Genomic DNA, 21,536 nt, shown 5'->3' on the forward strand with positions numbered 1-21,536 from the left:
CTTAAAATCTTAATAAGGTTGAAAGTGCAGTTTTAAATTTTACTTATCTCTATAATGTGAGCCACATTGCCATATTTCCAATGTATCATCAGAAATTTTGAAAACAATGCGATTTGCTTTATCAATTCTGACACTCCAATATCCAGTAAGATTTCCAGATAATGGTTCAGGTTTTCCTATACAATGATATCCATTTCGGTCGATATCTTTAATTAAATTGTTTATTTTTTTTATAATTTTTCTATCTTGAGTCTGCCATAGAGATATTCCTCCTATGCTTCATCAGACCATACTTTTTTCACTATTCCTCCTCAATTAACTCGTGTTCTTTAAGCGTAGTTTTCCCCTCTTTTACATTTTTGATTGACTGATTTAGACGTTCCATATTTTGAACACTATAAAAAGGATCTGCAGTTATTTCAAATGGAATACGTCTTTCAGAACCTATTTTTTTTAAATAGATAGTTATGGCTGTTGATAATGAAAGTCCCATATCAGAACATGCCTGTTCTGCATTTTTCTTGATAGTATCATCAATTCGCAAATTAATTTGTGCCATAAAATCATCTCCTTTCAGGTATAATATACTACATTTGACATCAAATGTAAAGTATATGTATATAATAATACTATACAAAAATATGGAAATTAAATTTGCTATATTTTATTGTAGAATAAATATAGAACTACTTTTTTTTTATATATTCTTTTATAATTTCATTTCTGACTTTTCTATATTTATCCATATCAGGATAGTTTCCAAGGTCTATATCTCCATCTATTCTTTTAATTAAATTTTTTATCCCAAATTTATTTCTTAACTCATCATTTAAATTTTCAAATTTAGTTTCCAAATGTCTGAAAATATTGAAATCCTGTATTCCATAAAGCATATTTTTCTCTCTTAAACTGTGGAGAGGTTTCATATTTTTTCCAGGATATGCAAACAGCATATCACCGGCAGTCCATTTTTCCTTTTTATACGATACTTCAGAGAAAACATCTTCCACATAGATACCATATGCCCAACGTAACATTCCCTTCATTTTAAATAAATATGTATATAGCCCTGTAAGTCTTGATTCTATAAGAGGACTTTCTATAAATACATTGAATGTTTTTGGGAAACAGCATGAATACCATGTTAATTTATTAGAATTTTCTTCCAATTTTTTATATGCAGGATTTTCCTTCTGATAATAATCTCCTAAAAGTAGTGTGTTTATTGAAAAACTTTCCAGGTCATCGCTGTATTCTTCAAAAAATCCAGGAGAATGAATAGCGTATTTATATTGTAATTTTTCAGTTGTACAGGAATTTAAGAAATCTGAGAATTTTTTAAATACTTCTACTGAACTTGGTTCATCTCCTATTATTTTTGTTATAGAAAGATATCCTTTATCTTTTAAATGCTGGAATAAAAGCCTGATGTACTCTGCTAGTTCAGATTTATTTCTGATATAATCGTTAATTTTTGTATCTTCATCATAAACGCTTATTCTTATTGGATCCGGATAATCTTCAAGAGGTGATCCGAAATCATATCCATGCCAGTTTCCTATAAGGCCAAATAGATTAATTTCCTCGTCAATTCCCAGTTTGCAGCAAAGTTCAACATATCTGTCAAGATGAGAAAAATCAAGAATAAGGTTACCATTTTTTCTTGAAACCTTTATAATATTATATTCATATAAACGGGAAGCATTTTCCTTTACATCGAAACATTTCTGGCCAGCCCATGGAAAATCTGAAACTACAAGGTTTATAACCTTTTGACCAAGTTTTTTCATTTCTTTCAGATAGTTTTCTATTACATAGAAATGTTCATCTGAAAAATATTCTAAATCATATGTTCTTGCCCATGAACAAGGATGCTGCCACAAATCAAGGAAAAAACTGTTTTCAGGTAGTACATAATCAATTACGTCTACATTTAAAGTCTTTTCTTCTATAAGTTTTTCCTTTTCGTAACCATTATTTTCAAATAATTTCACATTTATTGAAACTTTTTCTCCTGAGAAATCCTGAGGAATAATTCCTTGAATAAAAACAGGGATTTCTCCTTCCGGATAAACTTTACTTTTCTGGGAAAGAATTATATCAGCAATTTCATTTCCGTAATCATCTTTTGAATAATCTACAAGACTTGGATAAACAGTTTCAAAGTCAGAAGTTACCTCAAGACGGTATCTCCTGTTTAATCCCCACCACGGTAAGTCCAGAGAGTTACTTATGTTAAGACATGATTCCTGAGGAAAATCCACTGTGACAAAAAAACCGAATTCTTCATTTTTTATTACTTCTAAATTTGAAAAATAATTGTTATTAAATTTTTTCAAATTTTCCATTTCACAATTTCTGTAAAAATTATGTACACTGCTGTAAAACTTCATGCTTGCCTCCTAAAATAGATTTTAAATAAGTATTTACCCCATATTATAATATAAGCTGATAAATGTCAATTAATATTATGAATAGGGAGTAATTTGAAACCGAAGAAAATCCTTTATGTTTTAGTGGTTTTCTATTTTTTAATATTTGTTTTTTGAATATAGCATTTGTTTTATTTATATTTTAAAAACTTGAATTATAAGTTTTTTATGGTATACTTATTATATGGAATAGCAACGAAGGAAGGGAAAATATGAATATTTATACTAAAATAGCGGATAGCACAAAAAATAAAAATATTCTATTTAAAAATATCAATACTTTTGCTTGTACTTGATTCTCAAGTTCTAAAAGAGCAGGTTGTTCTTTATGCAGAATTTTTGATAAGATTTTTAAATTGACTCTTTTTTGCAGAGCTGACATTTTAAATACAAATTATTAAAGGGAAATATACGCTTTCTTATCTAAAATTCATTTACCATATAAAGATAAATTTTTAAATAAAATATAACGTTAAACCTATTTTTAAATAACTATTTGTATTTCCATATGAGGTTTATTCTGAATAAAAACTTATAAGGAGAGTGCAGTAATGTTTAATTTTCACAGTGGTTCCAAAGCTTCAAAAATAGCTCTTATGCTTTTAAGTTTGGGATTAGTTTTTTTAATGACGGCATGTCAGAGTAAAAAAGAAGAAGTTAAAGAGGTAAAAGAAGAAAAAGGGGGAAAGGAAATAACAGTAATGATACCCGACTGGGGTGCACCTACTGAAGAAATGTTAAAAGAATTTAAAGATGAAACAGGAATTTCTGTTACAGTATTACCTACAGCATGGGATGATATAAAAAGTAAAATTTCTATTGCGGCGGCAGGAAAAAAAGCTGCGGCAGACGTAGTGGAAGTTGACTGGTCATGGGTTGGAGAATTTTACAGTGCAGGATGGCTTGATCCTCTTGAAATAGACGAAGCTACAAAGAAGGATATACCTTCATTATCTTATTTTAAAGTAAAAGACAATATATATGCAGTACCTTATGCTAATGGAATAAGACTTTCATATTTAAATAAAGAAATGTTTGAAAAAGCTGGAATAAAAGAAGGAGAATATCCTAAAAAATGGGATGAAATGGAAGCAGCATTTGAAAAACTTAAACAGAATAAAGTAATTGAATACCCAATGTTATTCCCTCTTAATGCGGAAGAAATAGCAACTACATCATTCCTTACTATCGCATATACTAGAAATGGAAAAATCTTCAATGATGATGATACTTTAAATAAGGAAAGTGCTTTAGATATATTACAGTTATTGAGAAAATATTTGGATAAGGGATACATAAATCCTGCAAGTACTTCTACACCTGGAATTGATGTTTTCAGAGGTATAAATAACGCCCAGGGAGCTTTTTTAATAGGGCCAACTTCTCACATTACAAGTACAAACGATCCAAAAGTTTCTAAAGTTGTAGGAAAAATAATAACTATTCCTGCAATGGCAAAAGACGGTCCTGCAAAAGAAACAATTACATTTACTGAAGCAGTGGGAATTTCAGCTTACTCTAAAAATAAAGAAGCTGCTAAAAAATTCATTGAATGGTTCTCAAGACCTGAAACTCAGTTGAAACTTAACAAAGCTATAAATAACATGCCTACAAGAACAAGTGTAATTGAAGAAATGGTTAAAAATGGAACTATTAAAGATCCAGGTTCAATAATAGAACAATCTAAAATAGTTGTTTCCCCTTTCCCTAATGGAGTACCTAAATACTACACAAAAATGAGTACAGAAATATTTAACATCATTAACCAGATGGGACAAGGAAAACTTACTCCTGAAGCCGCTGCAGATCTTATGGAACAAAAAGTAAATGAACTGGCAAAAGCTAATAAGTAAAATTTTGTAAGCAATAAAATTATATAACTTAAGTTGTAACTGAAAGGATATAAAACAATGAAAAAAACTTTAAGATTTTTTATGGCTTCATTACTATTATTGACTTTTATAATAGGATGTCAACCTAAAAAAGAAGAAACAAAAGAAACTGAAAAAACAGAAAAAAAAGAAGTAGAAATTACGGTAATGCTTCCTGATTACGGTCTTCCACCTGAAGATATGTTAAAGGAATTTAAGGAAGAAACAGGAATAACTGTAAAAACTTTACCTACATCATGGGATGATATAAAAAGTAAAGTTTCAATTGCCGCGGCAGGGAAAAAAGCTGCTGCTGATATTATAGAAGTTGACTGGTCATGGATTGGAGAATTTCAAAGTGCAGGTTGGCTGGAACCTCTTGAAATAAATGAAGATACACAAAAGGACATCTTATCTCTTGATTATTTTAAAGTTGATGGTAAATATTATGCAATGCCACATTTTAATGATTTAAGAGTTGCATATATAAACAAAGAAATGCTTAAAAAAGCCGGAGTTGAAACTCTTCCTTCAAAATGGAGTGAACTTGAAAATGTAATGGATCAGCTGCAGGCTAAAGGTGTTATTAAAAATCCTATGTTATACCCTCTAGGTGCTGAAGAAAATGCGACTACTTCATTTATAACTTTAGTTTATACAAGAAGTGGAGAAGTATTTAATAAAGATAATACTTTAAATAAAGCAAATGCACTGGAAGCGTTACAGATGATAAAAAAATATCTGGATAAGGGATATATAAACCCTGAAACTATTTCTGCAGACGGTGGAACTGTATATAAAGGGATAATAAACGGAAATGGAGCATTCCTTATTGGACCGACTTTCTATATTACAAGTGCAAATGATCCTAAAGAATCAAAAGTTGTAGGTCAAATTTCTACTTTACCTATTCCAGGTAAAGAAGGAGCTGCGACTAAAACAGTTGCATTTACTGAAGCAATGGGAATTTCAGCTTATTCAGAAAATAAGGAAGCTGCTAAGAAGTTTATTGAATGGGTTTCAAGACCTGAGGTTCAATTTAAGTTAAGCAAAGCAATAAACCTTACTCCTACTAGAACAAGTGTAATTCAGAAAATGACTGATGAAGGAACAATTCCAGGAGGACCAGGATCACTTATAGAACAGGCTAAAATAGTAGGAAGTCCTTTCCCTAATGGTGTACCAAAATATTACACAAAAATGAGTACAGAAATATTTAATATTATTAATCAGATGGCACAGGGAAAACTTACTCCTGAACAGGCTGCTGACCAGATGGAACAAAAAGTAAATGAATTGGCAAAAGCTAACAGTTAAATATAATAAAAAAACAGTTGTTAATGAGTCTGTTTGTATAAGCAGACTCATTAATAAATTATCAAAATATAGGAGGATAGTACTTTATGAGGAAAGATACAAAAGGAACGTTGTTATTATTGCCATGTTTACTATTACTGTTAATTTCAGTAATTTTACCGGTAGTTTTAACTTTTCGTTATAGCTTGAAGTACTACAATTTAACAGAACCTCAAAATGAAAAATTTATATGGTTTGAGAATTATGTAAAAATATTCAAAGATCCTCATTTTTACAATGCTTTATATAACAGTGTAATAATTTTAATAATGGTTATGATTATAGGATTGGTATTTAGTATAATTACAGGTCTTGTTTTAAATGTAAAGTCTAAAATTAATCCTGTACTGACAGCTCTGGTAATAATACCATGGGCTATGCCGCCTATCGTAAACGGAATTATGTGGAAATTTATATTTTTTCCCGGGTATGGATTTATGAACAAGATTTTAATGAATCTGCATTTAATAAAAAGTCCAATTTCGTGGACAGATAACAGATATTTATTTCTACTTGTTATTTCCATAGTTGTTTCGTGGAGGATTATTCCTTTTTCTTCGCTTGTAATATTAGCAAATCTTCAGAATATACCTGAAAGCTACTATGATACTGTAAAGGTATTCGGAGGGAATAAATTTCAGGAATTTTATTATGTGACATTACCTATGTTATTACCGTCAATAGGGGTCGTTCTTATAAATTTAACAACGACGGCACTTAGCATTTTTGATGAGGTTATAGCAATATCAGGTTATCAGTTTGAAATCCAGACTTTACTTGTTTATAATTATTCAACAACGTTTAATTTTCTGGATTTTGGATATGGAAGTGCAATATCCTATGTTGTAATGATTTTATCAGGGATATTTGGATATTTTTATGTAAGAAATATGGCTTATGAAAAGTAGGAAAGGATTAATTATGAAGGAAACAGGAAAGCATAAACTGATTTATTATATTACAGTATTTTTTATAATTATTTTTAGTGTAGGGCCTATTTTCTGGTGTTTTCTTATAAGTATAACTCCGGAAGGGGATCTGCTGAAAAATAATTTAAAGATTTTTCCTGAGGTAGTTACTTTTATGAATTATAAAAATTTTCTAACTTTGGGAAGTAAGGAAAGTGATGTACTTATAAATGGACTTTCAAATAGTATGTATCTGGCGGTAATTACAGTGCTTATAGGGATGCCGCTGTCTGTTGTTACAGGATATGCCCTTGCACGTTATAAGATTAAATTTAAAAATTTAATTATCAGTTTTATTCTGATGACAATAGTAATACCTGTATTTACTACTATTATCCCGATTTATTCCTTTTTTATGGAACATTCAATGCTTGATAGTATGTTATGGACATCAGTAATATTTATATCAGCATTTATTCCACTGAATATATGGATAATTATGAATTATTTCAGGGAACTTCCTGAAGATTTATGGGAAGCGGCAGCGATAGAGGGAGCTAATGAGAGGCAGCTGTTCTTTCAGATAGGATTGCCATTGGCAAAGCCGATTGTTCTTACTTCTTCACTTGTAATATTTTTAATGTCATGGAAACAGTATATTATTCCTATGCTGCTGTTATCCTCACATAATAATAAAGTATTAACTCTTATTATGTCAGAATTTATGACAAGGGATGCAATTAATTACAGTGTTATAGCAATGTCAGGAATTATTGTAATAATACCTCCGCTATTGGCAAGTATAATATTCAGAAAAAATTTAGTTTCAGGGCTGACAGCAGGTTCAGTAAAGGAATAATACATAATCAAGGAGAAAAATAATTTTATGAACATATATTTAGAAGAAATTGCTAAAGCGATAGTAGATATGGATGAAGATAATATCATACCATTAATAGATAAGGCTTTAGAGGCAAAAGTCCTTCCGGAAGAAATCTATAATGACGGGTTAAGTAAAGGTATGCTTGATGTTACAAAATTATTTGAAAATAAAGAATATTTTGTATCAGAAGTAATAGTGTGTGCAGATACATTAAATGTTGGAGTAAATTATCTGAGAAACAAGTTTCCTGCAAAACAGGATGCAAAAGGACCAAAAGTTATTATAGGAGTTGTTGAAGGGGATTTACATGAAATAGGAAAAAATATAGTAAAAATAATGTTTGAAGCTGCCGGATTTAAAGTTACTGATATGGGAATCAATGTAAAAGCAGGAGATATAATTAAAAAAACAGAAGATGAAATCCCTGATATAATCTGTCTTTCTACAATGATGACTACTACCAGGGGGAAAATGAAGGATGTAGTGGATCTTGTCAACAGTAAAAATTTTGAACATAGACCTAAAGTGATTATTGGCGGAGGAAGTGTCAGTGCAAAATATGCGAAAGAAATAGGGGCAGATGGATATTCGGCAAATGCAGTTGAAGCAGTTTTGCTTGTGAAAAAGCTCTTGGGAGGGGATTAAATGGACTTTAGAAAAATGACGTTATTAGAGTATATAAATAGCGAAAATAGATTTTTCTTTCTGCCTGATATGGCAACAAATGGATTAAAATTTTTTGGAGTAAAAAGTTATGATGTGTATACAAATCCTGAAATGCAGCTGAAGCTGGCAAAACGTATGAATGAAGAGTTTGACTCAGATTTTATATATTCATTTTGTGACGGTGCAATTTTTTGTGAGACATTAGGCCTTGAACTTTTAAAACCTGATTATGATTTTCCTAGTGTAATGAGCCATCCGTTCAGGACAATTGAAGATGTTGAAAAAGCAAAAGTACCAGATCCCTATAAGGATGGGAGAATGCCTGTAAATTTAAAAAGTCTGGAATTGATTGCAAAATCCATCGACAAACCCCTTTATGTTTCTATACAGGGACCTTTTACGTTAGCGGTTCAAATGGCAGGGGCAACTCATCTTCTAGGGGAAGTAATAAGAAATCCTAAATTTGTGGAAAAAATTCTTGATTTTGCGACAGAAACTGTGCTGGAGTATGTTAAAGCTGTGCGTAAAGCCGGAGCAATGTATATTTCAATAGCGGAACCAGGAACAGTGACTCTTAGTCCTAAAAATTTTAAGCGTTATGTGGTGCCAAGGGTAAATAAGATATTTGATTCAATAGACTGCTGGAAAGGAATGCATATATGTGGAGATACTTCCTTATTTCTGGATTTAATGTTAAGCTGTCATTTGGATGCAGTAAGTCTTGATCAGATAATGGATTATGAAATAGTTGCAAAAAGAATTCCGTCAGATAAAGTTCTTATAGGAAATTTGGATCCTATTGATTTAATTGGTAAAGGTACGGTTGAAGAAATTGAAAAATATACGAAGGAACTTTGTACAAAAATGCTGCCATATAATAATTATTTGTGTGCTTTCGGGTGCAACTGCCTAAATGACACGCCTGATGAAAATTTAAGGGCTGCAATAAATACAACTAGAACTTTTAAAAGAAAATGATTCTGAATGTGTGAAAATAAGAATAGAGGTAATTATGATAAAAAGAAGTGAAGTAATAGAAAATGTGAAGGAAAATAGTTCTACAGTTATAAAATTTTTAGGATTTGTAAAAAAGACTCCACCTCCTATCGTTGTGAGAAAAATTAAAGAAGAACTTGAAAAGTTTGAAGAGTATATAGAAATGGAGTATGACTATAAAATATTTGAAGAAAATGGGAATATGTATGCTGACATACTATATACAATAGGAAACAAACTGGAGGGAGTAATTCAGAAATATGTAGACAACGGAGAAGGTATGCGGGCTATGATAATGGATAAAATAGGAGTTGTCACACTGGATGAGATAAAAGAAGGTATAGAAAATGAAATATACTCAAAATATGGTTACAGTGTAACTTCTGAAGGTTATCCGGGAAGTCCGAGATATCCTCTTAGTATACAGAAGGAAATACTGGATAAAATGGAAAATGTGAAAAGTATAGAAGTAAATGAATATTTTCAGCTAAATCCTGTAAAATCTGTGGCATTGAGATTGTCTCTTTCCAAAAAAAAAAGTTCTATAACCCCTGCGGAGAATGTGAAATAATTTGTGAAGGTAAAAAAAGTGATGAGGAAGCAGGATATAGATTTTTATTGAATAAGAGTAAAACATATACAAAAGATTTATATAAAAATACAAAGTTATCAGATGAACTTTTTGCAGATAATATAAAAGATCTTTACATATGGTCGGAAAAATATGAAAAGGAAAATAACGTAAAAGGTCTTTATAAAGAACATTTTAAATGGGTAGACAGTATTCTTGAAATGAAGGTAATAAAACTTGGAAGATTACAGTTTGAAGTATTGGAAAATATAGATGACTTAAGTAACGTATTTGAAGAAACAAAGGATTTTCTTTTTGTAAATGTTCACATAAGGGAAGGGGAAAAACTTACCCCTGAAGAGTGTGAAAAATCATATGATATGGCTATTAATTTCTATAAATCAAGAGGGTATAAATTTTCAACAGTGGTTTTTATCTGTTATTCATGGCTTTTAAGCCCAAATTTGAAAAATATTCTTCCTGAAGAAAGTAATATTATCAAGTTTCAGGAAAAATATACTTTTTTCTCGTCAAACTTAAATGAAGAAAATCCTCAAATTATAGAAAGAGTTTTTGGAAATAAAAGTGAGAATATTGAAGATTGGGAAGAAGATACAAGTCTGCAAAGAAAATTGAAGGAAGAATGGAAAAAGGGGATGAGATTTCCCATGACAAAAGGATATTTTATAAAAAAAATATAAAATGAAAAAAATTTAAGGAGGAAAAGAGCGTATGTTAAAACAAAGATTAGTGGCAGTAATAATTTTAATTGCCTGTCTATTTGTCGGATGTCAGTCGAAAAAAACTGAAGAAGTTAAAAAGGAAACAACGGAAGGAAAGGAAATAACATTGATGATTCCTGATTGGGGTGCACCTACAGAAGAAATGCTGGCGGAGTTTAAAGCTGAAACAGGAATTACAGTTAAGGTATTGCCTACTGCGTGGGATGATACAAAAAGTAAAATTTCAATAGCCGCGGCAGGAAAAAAAGCGGCGGCAGACGTAGTTGAAGTAGACTGGTCATGGGTTGGAGAATTCCAAAATGCCGGATGGCTTGAACCTCTTGAAGTAGATGAAGCAACACAAAAGGATATTCCGTCTATTTCATACTTTAAGGTTAATAATGGAATATATGCAGTACCTTATGCAAATGGGCTAAGATTAGCATATATAAACAAAGAAATGTTAGCAAAAGCAGGAGTTACAGAATTTCCAAAAACATGGACTGAAATGGAAGCAGTTTTTGATAAACTTAAAGAAAGCAAAGCTATAGAATATCCTATGCTATTCCCTTTAAATGCTGAAGAAAAAACAACAACTTCATTCTTAACTTTGGCATATACAAGAAATGGGAAAATTTTCAATGATGATGATACTTTAAATAAGGAAAGTGCACTTGACGCATTGAAACTTATTAAGCAATTTGTTGACAAGGGATACATTAATCCTGCAAGTGTTTCTACACCTGGAATTGATACATTCAGAGGAATAAATAATGCTCAAGGGGCATTCTTAATAGGACCAACTTCATTCATAACAAGTTCAAACGATCCAAAATCTTCTAAAGTTGTAGGACAAATAACAACAATTCCTGTTCCAGGAATAGACGGTCCGGCTAAACAGACTATTACATTTACTGAAGCGGTGGGAGTTTCTGCTTACTCAGAAAATAAAGAAGCGGCTAAGAAATTTGTAGAGTGGTTCTCAAGACCTGAAACTCAGCTGAAATTAAATAAAGCTATAAACAATACTCCTACAAGAACAAGTGTTATAGAACAAATGGTTAAGGAAGGAATTATAAAAACTCCAGGATCCATAGTAGAACAGTCTAAAATAGTTGCATCTCCTTTCCCTAACGGAGTTCCAAGATATTATACTAAAATGAGTACAGAAATATTCAATATTATAAATCAGTTAGGACAAGGAAAACTTACACCTGAAGCTGCAGCAGACCTTATGGAACAAAAAGTAAATGAACTTGTAAAAGCTAATAAATAAAATTTAAAAGAGAATATCTCAAAAGAAAATTATAAAAATTAATGTGAAAACTATATTTTTGAATTGTTTAGAATTTTACAATGAGTAGAATTCTAATAAATGAAGAAATATAGTTTTTGTATTTTAATTGGATTTATATTTGAAAAATTTTGTAAAAGTGGTAGAATATAATCCTAAAGCTTGAAAAAGTAAAGGAAGGAGCTGAGGATGATATTCAGAAAGACAGAAAAGAAAGATGTTGCAGGAGTACTGGAAATAATAGAGTCTGCAAAGGAAAGAATGAAAAACATGGGGTTGGATCAGTGGCAGAAAGGTTATCCAAATGAGCATAGCATCAGGGAAGATATAGACAAAGGGATAAGCTATGTAATGGAAGAAAATGGGCAAATATTGGGCACGTCAGTTCTTACATTTGAGAAGGAAGATGTATACGAAAATATGAAGGAAGGCCAATGGCTATCAGATGGTGAATATGCTGTCATTCATAGAATTGCAGTGTCAGATAGTGGGAAAAATAAAGGGGTTTCAGGAGGAATTTTAAAGGAACTGGAAAAAATATGCATGGAAAAGGGAATATACAGCATAAAAATAGATACTCATGAAGATAATGAGCCAATGAAGGGATTTTTGAAAAAGAATGGTTTTGAATTTTGTGGAGTTATTTATTTGGACAGGGAACCTGATTTAAATGCAAAAAGAGTAACATTTGAAAAAATATTGGAAAAGAAAGAAGTTTAAAAAATATAAAATGGAGGAAGAAATATGGCACTTGAAAAATTAGCTGAAAAATATAACTTGAAAAGACCGGAAGTTAAAACGGTTGAAGGGAAAATAGACGGATATTATGTCAATATAACAGATGACAACGTTGTGAAAAAATATTATCTGACATTTAATGTGAGCGGAATTGCTGATAAGAAAGAATTTGAGAAATTTCTGAAGGAACTGGAAGATAAAAATAGCTCAATATGGAATGTGAAATATGAGAAGAATTATATTATAGTTGAAGTTTCCCAAAAAAGATCGGGATTTAATCACTTTAAGGAACTGAAGGAAATAATAGAAAAGATAATAACTTTCTTTAAAGAAAAAAATTATAAGAGCGGATGCGGATATTGTGGACTGGAAGATGCTGAAAATATTGAAATAGCTAAAATAGTTGATCAAAGGGTACATATATGCGAAAACTGTTTTAATAAAGAAAAACGTAGACTTGATGAGCGTAGGGAAGAAATGCTGAATACTAAGGAAAATATATTTCTAGGGATTTTAGGAGCACTTGCAGGTTCTGTCATAGGAGGGCTTACAAATTATTTTATGGTATTTTCACTGGTAGGATTGCTGACAATCATTCTGAGCCAGGTACTGTACAGCATACTGGCAAAAAAGACAAGCTGGTTTGGAGTGATATTTCCAATTATTACGTCAATGATATGTGCATTTGGAGGTTACTATTTAAAACATTCAGATGGAACTTTGATTATAAATGATCAGGTATATGTAGGAACAGGATTTATTTTAATTATAGGTATAGTGATTGGAATATTTATGAAAAAACTTTCAAAAGGGGATTTTCTTGTAATAGAAAAGCTGTATAAAAACTAGAAAAAGAGGTGAAACATTGAAAAAAAAGACAAAAATACTAAATATTTCAATATTGAAAATAATTTTTCTGATGATAATGATGTTCAGTGTGAACATATTTTCTGCCAATATGTATAAAGTTCTTTATGTAAGTGACGGAGATACAGTTGCTGTGAAAAAGATTGAAAATAATAAAGAAACGGGAAATCTTATAAAAGTCAGATTATATGGAATTGATGCCCCTGAACTGAAGCAGGATTACGGATATGCAAGCAAGGAATTCCTAATGAAGCTTATACGTGGAAAAACAGTTAGAATAGAAGGAAATAAAAATGACAGATATGGAAGACTGCTGGGAACAGTTTATTATAGTAATGAAAATATAAATGAAAAAATGGTTGCTACGGGAAATGCATGGTGGTATGAAAAATATGATAAGAAAAATACAAAACTTAAACAGCTTCAGGAAAATGCCCAGAAAAATAAGCTTGGTCTTTTTGCAAAAAAAGGGTATATTACTCCATGGGAATTTAGAAAAATGAAAAGTAATAAAAAATAAAGATATTAAAAGTTGTAAAACAAAGGTGCTAAAAGCAATAGAATGAAGGTATTTAAAAATGTCTTTTATTATTCAGTCAAACGTGATAAAATAATATGAAAATGATATATTTTAAGGAGAAAAAATGTTTATAGATGAAAGCGTAATTACTGTCATTTCAGGAAATGGCGGTGACGGAGCGGCAACCTTCAGAAGGGAAAAATTTGTCCAGTTTGGCGGACCTGACGGAGGAGACGGTGGAAAAGGTGGAGATGTAGTTTTTATTGCAGATCCGAATATAAATACACTTGTAGATTTTAAAAGCAGCAAGAAGTTTCAGGCAGGAAATGGAGAAAAGGGAAGTGCTGCACGTTGTAAGGGAAAATCAGGAGAAGATTTAATAATAAGAGTTCCTGTAGGTACCATGATAAGAGATTTTGAGACAAAAAAACTTTTACTTGATTTGGATAATCCAAATGAAAGAGTTGTATTTTTAAAAGGTGGAGATGGAGGAAGAGGAAATATACACTTTAAATCTTCTGTAAGAAAAGCACCGAGAATTGCCGAAAGTGGTAGGGAAGGTGCAGAACTGAAAATAAAACTGGAGCTGAAACTGCTTGCGGATGTGGCTCTTGTAGGTTACCCAAGTGTTGGGAAATCCAGTTTTATTAATAAAGTGTCGGCGGCAAATTCAAAGGTTGCAAGCTATCACTTTACAACTCTTAAGCCTAAACTGGGTGTAGTCAGAATGGGAGATGAAGAAAGCTTTGTAATAGCAGATGTTCCGGGACTGATAGAAGGAGCACATGAAGGTGTAGGTCTGGGAGATAGATTTTTAAAGCATATAGAAAGATGTAAACTGATAATTCACATTGTTGATATATCTGGAATAGACGGAAGGGAGCCTGAAGAAGATTTTCTGAAGATTAACAAGGAGCTCAGAAATTACAGCGAAAAACTGTCAAATAAAATACAGATAGTGGTTGCAAATAAGATAGATATGCTTTATGATGAAGAAAAATATGATAAATTTGAAAAGTTTATAAAGGAACAGGGAATAGAATACGTATATCCTATTTCAGTAATTGCAAATGAAGGTATAAAACCTGTTCTGAAAAAGGCATGGGAACTTATCCAGGAAATTCCTCGTGAAGAACTGGAAGAAGAATATTCAGTTGAAGAACTGCTGAGGGAAAACAGTAAAAAAGAACCTTGGATTATAAAGAAACTGGAAGATCATGTATTTGAAGTGGATGGAAGAATAGTCGATGATGTCCTTAAAAAATATGTCTTTACTGGAGATGATGGTATTATAAACTTCCTGCAGATGATGAGAAATCTGGGAATGGAAGTGGAACTGGAAAATGCCGGAGTGGAAGAGGGAGACTTAATAATAATAGCAGGATATGAATTTGAATATGTCATCTAATTTAAAAGGCCTTGTAATAAGCGGGCCTACCGGTGTCGGAAAAACGGATATGTCGATAAAGCTGGCAAAATTACTTAATAGTGAGATTATTTCAGCAGATTCTTCGCAAATTTATAGATACATGGATATAGGTACTGCAAAAATTACAAATGAGGAAATGCAGGGGATAAGGCATTACCTGATTGATATTGCAGATCCTGGAGAAGACTATTCTGTGGGAGATTTTGAAATACAGGTAAACAGTATTCTTAAAGATAAGGAAAAAAATCAGGAAAATATTCTTCTCGTTGGAGGTACAGGTCTTTATATAAAGGCAATAACTGACGGGTTTTCAAATCTTCCTTCAAAGGATGAAAAGCTAAGAAATGAACTTGAAGTAAAATCGTTGGAAGAACTTAGGGAAATGTTGAGAAAGCTTGATGAAAAGGCATACAGAGAGATAGATATCTGCAATAAATTAAGGCTTGTAAGGGCAATTGAAGTGTGTATTCTTACAGGCGGGAAATTCAGTGAGCTGAAAACTGAGAATGTGAAGAATAACAATTACAGTTTTATGAAGGTATTCCTCACAAGAAACAGGGAAGAAATTTATGACAGGATAAACAGAAGAGTGGACATTATGATTTCTCAGGGACTGGAAGCTGAAGCAAGAAAAATATATGAAAAATATGAAAATTTACGTTATAAAATAGCTTCAATAGGATATAAGGAATTTTTTAAATATTTTGACGGGGAAAATTCTTTAGATGAAACAATTGAGGAAATAAAAAGGGAAAGCAGGAGATATGCCAAAAGGCAGATGACATGGTTCAGAAAGGAAAAGAACTATATCATTTATAATTTGTCTGAACAAAGTGAAAATGAAGTTATGAAAGATATAATTGAGAGATGGAATAAATTTTAGAAAATATAGAAATAGGAGATGAAAGATGAAAAGATTATTGGAATATATGTCTGAAGACAGAATAATAATTGATTTGAAGTCTAGGGAAAAGGAAGAAGTTTTTGAAGAAATGGCACCTCTTTTTGTAGCTGATAATGTAATAGATGCTGATGAGCTGGATGAATTTATTGAAGGGTTGAAGGAAAGGGAAAAACTTACTGCAACGGGGATGCAGGATGGTATAGCGGTTCCTCATGCAAAATCTCCAAGTGTTCATAAAATTGCATTGGCATTGGGAATTTCAAAAGAAGGGGTAAACTTTGAAAGTATGGACGGACAGCCTTCAAAATATATATTTATGATAGCGGCACCAAAAGGGACAAAAGAGGAACATCTGGATCTCCTTGCAATGATTTCGGAGCTTTCTTACTCGGAAGAAGTTCTGGAAAAACTGTCGCAAGCACAGACAAAGTCAGAAGTACTTGAAATACTGGAAAATTTTGAGGAGGAATAGTATGGTAAGAAAAATAAATCACCAGAATAAGAATAAGGAAAAGAAATTGCTGGAAAAGGAAGAAAAGAAAAAGGCACAGGAAGAAAAAAAAGAAGAAGAAAAACCATTTTTCAACTGGAAATCAATGGCTGTTGTTCTTGTAGGAGCAACTTTCGCAGTGACACTGTTTCCTTTTATGCTTTCATTTATAGGAGTTCCTATACACATAGGTTCTGTCATTGGAAATACATTTATAACAAGTTTTGCATGTGCATGGACAAGATTTTTTGTAGATACTAAAAGGGGATACTGTAAGGAATTCTGGCAGCAGTATGCAATTTTTGCACTTCTTTTCGGAGGTATTTCATACTTCCTGATTTATAGAAGAACAGTAAAATAAAATGTGGCAGGAGATGATGAAAATGAAAAGGACTATGGTTGTGTTGGCACATCCTGATATGGAAAAGTCGGTAGTGAATAAAAAATGGATAGAAGAGCTTCAAAAACACAATGATAAAATCATTATACATGATCTTCATAAGGAATATCCTGACTGTATTTTCGATATTGACAGGGAGCATAATCTTCTGGAAAATGTTGAAAATATTATTTTACAGTTTCCGTTGTACTGGTACAGCAGTCCTCCAATATTGAAAAAATGGCTTGATGACGTTCTTTCATATGGATGGGCTTACGGTGATGATGAAACAGCTGATTATAAGATGAAGGGTAAAAAAATAGGATTGGCGGTTACTGTAGGTGCACCTGAAGAAAATTATATGAAAAATGGAAGTGTGGGTTTTTCAATGGATGAAGTGCTGATTCCTTTTAAAGCAACAATAAAATATATAGGCGGAATTGAACTTCCAAGCTTTATTTTTTATGATGCTGTTCCTGAAACAGGAGATGAAAAAATAAGTGAAAGTGCAAAAAAATATTCAGATTATGTATTAAATCTTTAATTTGAAATAGAACAGGAAAAATAAAAAAATACGTACAGTAAAACTGGATAATGAAATTAAAAAGTTTACAGGTACGTATTTTTTATTGAAAATTGTTTATTTCAGCTATTATTTGATTACTTTTCTATAAGTTACAAGCAACGGATTCCAAACGCTTGCATTTGTTGGAGAGTAAGCAAAGTCTATTTCAATGAATTTTTCAATTGGTGTTTCAAGAGTAATGACAATTGCTATCTGGTCTATAAACTGGGCAACTGCTTCTTTACCGACCATTGCTCCTCCAAGAAGAACTTTTTTGTCCTTGTCATAAATAATTTCAGTTTTTATAGGGAAAGAATCCTTAAATCCTGAGTTTTTATACATTGCCCTCATTTCAATCTTTTCAGCATTATATCCTAATGACTGCGCTTCTTCAAGTGAAAGTCCTGTCTGTGCCAGTTTAATATCATAGAAAGAAGTTGCAAAGGATCTGAGCAGTCCCTTCCAGCTTATATTCTGTCCTGAAAGATATTTTGCAAGCAGCATTCCATGCTTGTTTGCCACATCACCGAAAGGTGCATAAAGATTTCTGTCTGTATGATAGAATTTGTTGAAAATACAGTCTCCCACAGCATAAACATCAGGAAGATTTGTTTCAAACTTGTCATTAACAACTATTTTTCCATTTTCTGTCTTTAATTCAGAAGAAATAAAATCTATATTAGGAGTAATTCCAATACTGAATAGTGCAATATCAAAATCAATATTTTCACCGTTATCAAGCTGTACAGACTTTGCAATATTATTTTCAGAAACAATTTCATTTACTCCGGAATTAAGTTTTAATGCAATTCCATGTTTTTCAATGCTTTCATAAATTTCAGATTTTAAGTTTTCAGAAACAGTAGGGAATATTTTGTCAGATTTTTCAACAATTGTAACTTCCATATTTTTTCTGTTAAATGCTTCGGCAGTTTCAAGTCCAATAAATCCTGCTCCTACAACGACAGCTTTTTTTATTTTATCCTTATTTTCATTAATGTATTCTTTTATTTTCACTGCATGTTCTGCATGTGAAAGGGTAAAAACATTTCCAAGATTTTCAGAATATCCTTTAATATTTGGAACAAAAGACTTTGCACCTACCGCAATGATAAGTCTGTCGTATTCAAATGCTCTGTTTATCTCGTTACCTTCCACAGTTAAAGTTTTATTTTTAAAGTCAATATTTGTAACTTTATGCAGTATTTTAACGTTAACTCCTCTTTTTATAAAATCTTCAGGAGTTCCTAGAACAACATCGTTAAATGACAGTTCATCTGCTATATAGTATGGTGTAGGACAACCTGCCCATGCCACATATTGAGATTTTTCAAATACAAACACCTCGTCATCAGGGTTTGCTTTTTTATATTGAGTGGAGAACATCATTCCTGCTGCTCCGCCACCTATTACTGCTACTTTCATTTATTACCTGCTTTCATTAAATTTATTTCTGTTTTGTAAGGGTATTAAACAGATATCTCAATCTGCTTGCAACCATTTTTATCCCGACTTTATTATCCCTTCCTCTTGGAATAATTACATCGGCATATCTTTTAGAAGGTTCCACAAATTCCAGGTGCATAGGTTTTACAGTGTTAATATACTGATTCTTTACACTTTCAAAGCTTCTTGCACGTTCCTTCATGTCACGTTCCATTCTACGTAAGAGTCTTTCATCATCATCAGTGTCAATAAAGATTTTTGCATCAAAAAGATTTCTTATTTTTGGTATAGCAAGAATTAAAATTCCTTCAACTATTATTAAATTAGCCGGTTCAATATGTACCGTTTCATCAATTCTGTTATGAGTCTGGAAATCATATATTGGTTTTTCGATAGCATGCCCTGCCTTCAGGGAAAGTATGTGTTTTTCCAGTAAATCAAAATCTATTGAATCGGGATGGTCATAATTTAATAAAGTTCTTTCTTCATAAGTTAAATGATCATTTCTTCTGTAATAAAAATCCTGTTCCAGCAGAATGGAATGAATGTTCGATTTTTTAAGGTCTTCTATTATAGCCTTTGTAACGCTTGTCTTTCCTGAACCTGTTCCTCCTGCAATTCCTACAATTATCGTTTGATAATCCATTTGAATACCTCCTAGTGATTTAATTAAGTATATAATAGACAGAGTAAATTTTCAAGAGGTTTTTGAAAAACATTAAAAATAAGAAAAGTTCCCGTTTAAAGTATTAATATTATTAACATAAAAGATAACATAGGCTAAATAACTTTAAAATTTAGAAAATTTAGAAAGAAAAGATAATAAAAATAAAAAAATTAATGGCAAAAAATGAAAAAAGGAGTATAATTATAGTATTAACTATGAAAAATAATTGAAAGGGAAGTGAAGTTTATGCAAAATAAGACAAATGAAGATATGAAAAAAATAAGGGAAATTCTTGAAAACAGGGGATCATTAGAACATGCGATAACATTACTGAGCTGGGATCTTGAAACAGAAGCACCTTTCCTTGCAGCTGAAAAAATATCAAAGACATTGGGTTATTTGATAGGGGAAAGCTATTCAATGATTATAAATGATGAATTTAAGAAGTTGATATATGGAATAAATACCGAAGAACTGTCAGAAATAGATAGAAAAATCATAGAAGAAGTGAAAAAGGAATCATTTGAAAAAATGGAAAAAATTCCTAAAGATGAATTCCAGAAATATTCTGAACTGAGAGTACTGTCTGTAAGAAAATGGGAGGAAGCAAAGAAAACAAATGATTACAGCATATTCAAGGATTATCTGAAACAGATGATAGAGTTTAACAAAAAATTTATAAAATATAGAGGATATACAGAAAATCCTTATAACACATTGCTTGACGATTATGAGCCTGAAGTGGCAGTGGAGGAACTGAATCAATTTTTTGATAAAATAAAAAATGAGTTATCACCTTTTATAAAAAAAGTTACTGAAAAGGGAAAAAGCTCAGAAGAACTGGAATTGTTTGAAAAATTTAAAAAGATGAATTTTGATATTCAAAAACAGGAGGAATTTTCAAAATATGTACTGGATATTATAAAATTCAGTTTTGATAAGGGAGTGCTTAAGGAGAGTGAACATCCTTTCACAACAGAATTCAGTAATAAGGATGTAAGAATTACTACCCACTACTATGAAGACAATCTTTTGAGCTCAATATACTCAACAATTCATGAAGGAGGACATGCCCTTTATGAACAGCATATAAGTGATGAAATTACTGATACTGTACTTGGTGGAGGAGTTTCAATGGGTATACATGAATCCCAGTCAAGAATTTTTGAAAACATGTTTGGAAGAAGTAGGGAGTTTATTGGATTTATTTATCCAAAAATGGATGAACTGTTTAATCTTTCAGAAAATGGTATCGGTAAGGAAGAACTTTACAAACTGGCAAATGAAGTTGAAAGACAGTTTATAAGAACAGAGTCTGATGAACTGACTTACCCTATACATATATTGATAAGATATGAACTTGAAAAGGAAATTTTCAGCAACCTCGATGAAGAAATAGATGTAGATGCACTTGCTGTAAAATGGGCAGATAAATACGAAGAATATCTTGGAATAAGACCTGCAACTTATACAGAAGGAATATTGCAGGATGTACACTGGGCGGAGGGGCTGTTTGGTTATTTCCCTTCATATGCATTGGGAACTGCCTATGCAGCTCAGATATATGACGCTATAAATAAAAAAGTGAATATAAAAGAAGAAATGAAAAAAGGTGATTTCAGCCAGATAAATGAAACACTGAAGGAAAATATCCATAAATATGGAAAAATGAAAACTCCTAAAGAAATAATAAAAGATATGACAGGAAAAGACTTTGATTCACAATATTATATAGACTATCTGGAAGGTAAGTTCTCTGAAATTTACGGTCTTGATAAATAAAAGTATGGATGTAAGACTGTATATATTAATAGAAACTGGTAGAAATAAAC

General features: G+C 31.6%; 22 protein-coding genes and 1 pseudogene. 18 read left to right on the forward strand and 5 right to left on the reverse strand.

Annotated features, from left to right (window positions below):
* Nucleotides 1-39: 39 nt before the first annotated feature.
* The 3 genes and pseudogenes from HMPREF1984_RS11055 to HMPREF1984_RS00455 all read right to left on the reverse strand — a co-directional run bounded on the left by HMPREF1984_RS11055 (nt 40) and on the right by HMPREF1984_RS00455 (nt 2,393).
* Nucleotides 40-302: pseudogene (locus HMPREF1984_RS11055) on the reverse strand (Txe/YoeB family addiction module toxin).
* Nucleotides 302-559, reverse strand: a complete 258-nt coding sequence (locus tag HMPREF1984_RS00450) for a type II toxin-antitoxin system RelB/DinJ family antitoxin (protein WP_021765886.1) — start codon at nt 557-559, stop codon at nt 302-304. The pseudogene HMPREF1984_RS11055 and the gene HMPREF1984_RS00450 overlap by 1 nt, the downstream one beginning before the upstream one ends.
* 127 nt (nt 560-686) lie before the next feature.
* Nucleotides 687-2,393: a DUF4091 domain-containing protein gene (locus HMPREF1984_RS00455; RefSeq protein WP_051314403.1), complete on the reverse strand. Its 1,707-nt coding sequence runs from the start codon at nt 2,391-2,393 to the stop codon at nt 687-689.
* Nucleotides 2,394-2,983: 590 nt separating this feature from the next.
* Between HMPREF1984_RS00455 and HMPREF1984_RS00460 the strand changes: the two genes are divergently transcribed.
* The 17 genes from HMPREF1984_RS00460 to HMPREF1984_RS00540 all read left to right on the forward strand — a co-directional run bounded on the left by HMPREF1984_RS00460 (nt 2,984) and on the right by HMPREF1984_RS00540 (nt 17,570).
* Complete coding sequence (locus HMPREF1984_RS00460; RefSeq protein ID WP_021765889.1) at nt 2,984-4,285, forward strand: extracellular solute-binding protein; 1,302 nt, start codon at nt 2,984-2,986, stop codon at nt 4,283-4,285.
* A 57-nt stretch (nt 4,286-4,342) separates the two neighbouring features.
* Nucleotides 4,343-5,620, forward strand: a complete 1,278-nt coding sequence (locus tag HMPREF1984_RS00465) for an ABC transporter substrate-binding protein (protein WP_021765890.1) — start codon at nt 4,343-4,345, stop codon at nt 5,618-5,620.
* 86 nt (nt 5,621-5,706) lie between these two features.
* Nucleotides 5,707-6,567 carry a carbohydrate ABC transporter permease gene (locus HMPREF1984_RS00470; protein WP_021765891.1) on the forward strand — a complete coding sequence of 287 codons (861 nt, stop codon included), beginning with the start codon at nt 5,707-5,709 and terminating at the stop codon, nt 6,565-6,567.
* Entirely contained in the window at nt 6,557-7,426 is an 870-nt protein-coding gene (locus HMPREF1984_RS00475; RefSeq protein WP_021765892.1) for a carbohydrate ABC transporter permease, read from the forward strand. The genes HMPREF1984_RS00470 and HMPREF1984_RS00475 overlap by 11 nt, the downstream gene beginning before the upstream one ends.
* Before the next feature lie 27 nt (nt 7,427-7,453).
* Nucleotides 7,454-8,095 carry a B12-binding domain-containing protein gene (locus tag HMPREF1984_RS00480; RefSeq protein ID WP_021765893.1) on the forward strand — a complete coding sequence of 214 codons (642 nt, stop codon included), beginning with the start codon at nt 7,454-7,456 and terminating at the stop codon, nt 8,093-8,095.
* The gene (locus tag HMPREF1984_RS00485) at nt 8,096-9,094 is read left to right on the forward strand and encodes a uroporphyrinogen decarboxylase family protein (RefSeq protein ID WP_021765894.1); all 999 of its coding nucleotides are present in this window, start codon (nt 8,096-8,098) and stop codon (nt 9,092-9,094) included.
* Nucleotides 9,095-9,128: 34 nt separating this feature from the next.
* On the forward strand, nt 9,129-9,683 hold the full coding sequence (locus HMPREF1984_RS00490) for a hypothetical protein (RefSeq protein WP_036099230.1): 555 nt from the start codon (nt 9,129-9,131) through the stop codon (nt 9,681-9,683).
* Nucleotides 9,684-9,730: 47 nt separating this feature from the next.
* Nucleotides 9,731-10,384: a hypothetical protein gene (locus HMPREF1984_RS00495; protein ID WP_021765896.1), complete on the forward strand. Its 654-nt coding sequence runs from the start codon at nt 9,731-9,733 to the stop codon at nt 10,382-10,384.
* A 31-nt stretch (nt 10,385-10,415) separates the two neighbouring features.
* Nucleotides 10,416-11,681 carry an ABC transporter substrate-binding protein gene (locus tag HMPREF1984_RS00500; RefSeq protein WP_021765897.1) on the forward strand — a complete coding sequence of 422 codons (1,266 nt, stop codon included), beginning with the start codon at nt 10,416-10,418 and terminating at the stop codon, nt 11,679-11,681.
* A gap of 207 nt (nt 11,682-11,888) precedes the next feature.
* Nucleotides 11,889-12,419 carry a GNAT family N-acetyltransferase gene (locus tag HMPREF1984_RS00505; protein ID WP_021765898.1) on the forward strand — a complete coding sequence of 177 codons (531 nt, stop codon included), beginning with the start codon at nt 11,889-11,891 and terminating at the stop codon, nt 12,417-12,419.
* Between the two features lie 24 nt (nt 12,420-12,443).
* Complete coding sequence (locus HMPREF1984_RS00510) at nt 12,444-13,286, forward strand: FUSC family protein (RefSeq protein ID WP_021765899.1); 843 nt, start codon at nt 12,444-12,446, stop codon at nt 13,284-13,286.
* Between the two features lie 16 nt (nt 13,287-13,302).
* Nucleotides 13,303-13,824 (forward strand): thermonuclease family protein, encoded by a 522-nt coding sequence (locus HMPREF1984_RS00515; RefSeq protein ID WP_232219660.1) that lies wholly within the window; start codon nt 13,303-13,305, stop codon nt 13,822-13,824.
* A 124-nt stretch (nt 13,825-13,948) separates the two neighbouring features.
* Complete coding sequence (gene obgE / locus HMPREF1984_RS00520) at nt 13,949-15,232, forward strand: GTPase ObgE (protein WP_021765901.1); 1,284 nt, start codon at nt 13,949-13,951, stop codon at nt 15,230-15,232.
* Nucleotides 15,210-16,136: a tRNA (adenosine(37)-N6)-dimethylallyltransferase MiaA gene (gene miaA / locus HMPREF1984_RS00525; protein WP_021765902.1), complete on the forward strand. Its 927-nt coding sequence runs from the start codon at nt 15,210-15,212 to the stop codon at nt 16,134-16,136. The genes obgE and miaA overlap by 23 nt, the downstream gene beginning before the upstream one ends.
* Nucleotides 16,137-16,161: 25 nt before the next feature.
* Entirely contained in the window at nt 16,162-16,629 is a 468-nt protein-coding gene (locus HMPREF1984_RS00530; RefSeq protein WP_021765903.1) for a PTS sugar transporter subunit IIA, read from the forward strand.
* 1 nt (nt 16,630) lies between these two features.
* On the forward strand, nt 16,631-17,008 hold the full coding sequence (locus HMPREF1984_RS00535; RefSeq protein ID WP_021765904.1) for a hypothetical protein: 378 nt from the start codon (nt 16,631-16,633) through the stop codon (nt 17,006-17,008).
* A gap of 22 nt (nt 17,009-17,030) precedes the next feature.
* Nucleotides 17,031-17,570 carry an NAD(P)H-dependent oxidoreductase gene (locus tag HMPREF1984_RS00540; RefSeq protein WP_036099232.1) on the forward strand — a complete coding sequence of 180 codons (540 nt, stop codon included), beginning with the start codon at nt 17,031-17,033 and terminating at the stop codon, nt 17,568-17,570.
* Nucleotides 17,571-17,678: 108 nt separating this feature from the next.
* Here the strand turns inward: HMPREF1984_RS00540 and HMPREF1984_RS00545 are convergent, their stop codons facing one another.
* Both HMPREF1984_RS00545 and udk read right to left on the reverse strand, forming a co-directional pair.
* Entirely contained in the window at nt 17,679-19,016 is a 1,338-nt protein-coding gene (locus tag HMPREF1984_RS00545; RefSeq protein WP_021765906.1) for an FAD-dependent oxidoreductase, read from the reverse strand.
* 22 nt (nt 19,017-19,038) lie between these two features.
* Nucleotides 19,039-19,683, reverse strand: a complete 645-nt coding sequence (gene udk, locus HMPREF1984_RS00550; RefSeq protein WP_021765907.1) for a uridine kinase — start codon at nt 19,681-19,683, stop codon at nt 19,039-19,041.
* Nucleotides 19,684-19,950: 267 nt separating this feature from the next.
* Between udk and HMPREF1984_RS00555 the strand changes: the two genes are divergently transcribed.
* On the forward strand, nt 19,951-21,486 hold the full coding sequence (locus HMPREF1984_RS00555) for a carboxypeptidase M32 (protein WP_021765908.1): 1,536 nt from the start codon (nt 19,951-19,953) through the stop codon (nt 21,484-21,486).
* Nucleotides 21,487-21,536: the final 50 nt, after the last annotated feature.

The organism is Leptotrichia sp. oral taxon 215 str. W9775 (assembly GCF_000469505.1).
In the GTDB taxonomy this organism is placed as follows: domain Bacteria; phylum Fusobacteriota; class Fusobacteriia; order Fusobacteriales; family Leptotrichiaceae; genus Leptotrichia_A.

Coding starts and splice junctions, on each gene's coding strand:
- HMPREF1984_RS00450 (WP_021765886.1), bottom strand. CDS start 559: ATGGCACAAATTAATTTGCGAATTGATGATACTATCAAGAAAAATGCA.
- HMPREF1984_RS00490 (WP_036099230.1), top strand. CDS start 9,129: ATGATAAAAAGAAGTGAAGTAATAGAAAATGTGAAGGAAAATAGTTCT.
- miaA (WP_021765902.1), top strand. CDS start 15,210: ATGAATTTGAATATGTCATCTAATTTAAAAGGCCTTGTAATAAGCGGG.
- HMPREF1984_RS00460 (WP_021765889.1), top strand. CDS start 2,984: ATGTTTAATTTTCACAGTGGTTCCAAAGCTTCAAAAATAGCTCTTATG.
- HMPREF1984_RS00540 (WP_036099232.1), top strand. CDS start 17,031: ATGAAAAGGACTATGGTTGTGTTGGCACATCCTGATATGGAAAAGTCG.
- HMPREF1984_RS00455 (WP_051314403.1), bottom strand. CDS start 2,393: ATGAAGTTTTACAGCAGTGTACATAATTTTTACAGAAATTGTGAAATG.
- HMPREF1984_RS00505 (WP_021765898.1), top strand. CDS start 11,889: ATGATATTCAGAAAGACAGAAAAGAAAGATGTTGCAGGAGTACTGGAA.
- HMPREF1984_RS00555 (WP_021765908.1), top strand. CDS start 19,951: ATGCAAAATAAGACAAATGAAGATATGAAAAAAATAAGGGAAATTCTT.
- HMPREF1984_RS00465 (WP_021765890.1), top strand. CDS start 4,343: ATGAAAAAAACTTTAAGATTTTTTATGGCTTCATTACTATTATTGACT.
- HMPREF1984_RS00480 (WP_021765893.1), top strand. CDS start 7,454: ATGAACATATATTTAGAAGAAATTGCTAAAGCGATAGTAGATATGGAT.
- HMPREF1984_RS00475 (WP_021765892.1), top strand. CDS start 6,557: ATGAAAAGTAGGAAAGGATTAATTATGAAGGAAACAGGAAAGCATAAA.
- HMPREF1984_RS00470 (WP_021765891.1), top strand. CDS start 5,707: ATGAGGAAAGATACAAAAGGAACGTTGTTATTATTGCCATGTTTACTA.
- obgE (WP_021765901.1), top strand. CDS start 13,949: ATGTTTATAGATGAAAGCGTAATTACTGTCATTTCAGGAAATGGCGGT.
- udk (WP_021765907.1), bottom strand. CDS start 19,683: ATGGATTATCAAACGATAATTGTAGGAATTGCAGGAGGAACAGGTTCA.
- HMPREF1984_RS00545 (WP_021765906.1), bottom strand. CDS start 19,016: ATGAAAGTAGCAGTAATAGGTGGCGGAGCAGCAGGAATGATGTTCTCC.
- HMPREF1984_RS00510 (WP_021765899.1), top strand. CDS start 12,444: ATGGCACTTGAAAAATTAGCTGAAAAATATAACTTGAAAAGACCGGAA.
- HMPREF1984_RS00485 (WP_021765894.1), top strand. CDS start 8,096: ATGGACTTTAGAAAAATGACGTTATTAGAGTATATAAATAGCGAAAAT.
- HMPREF1984_RS00500 (WP_021765897.1), top strand. CDS start 10,416: ATGTTAAAACAAAGATTAGTGGCAGTAATAATTTTAATTGCCTGTCTA.
- HMPREF1984_RS00530 (WP_021765903.1), top strand. CDS start 16,162: ATGAAAAGATTATTGGAATATATGTCTGAAGACAGAATAATAATTGAT.
- HMPREF1984_RS00535 (WP_021765904.1), top strand. CDS start 16,631: ATGGTAAGAAAAATAAATCACCAGAATAAGAATAAGGAAAAGAAATTG.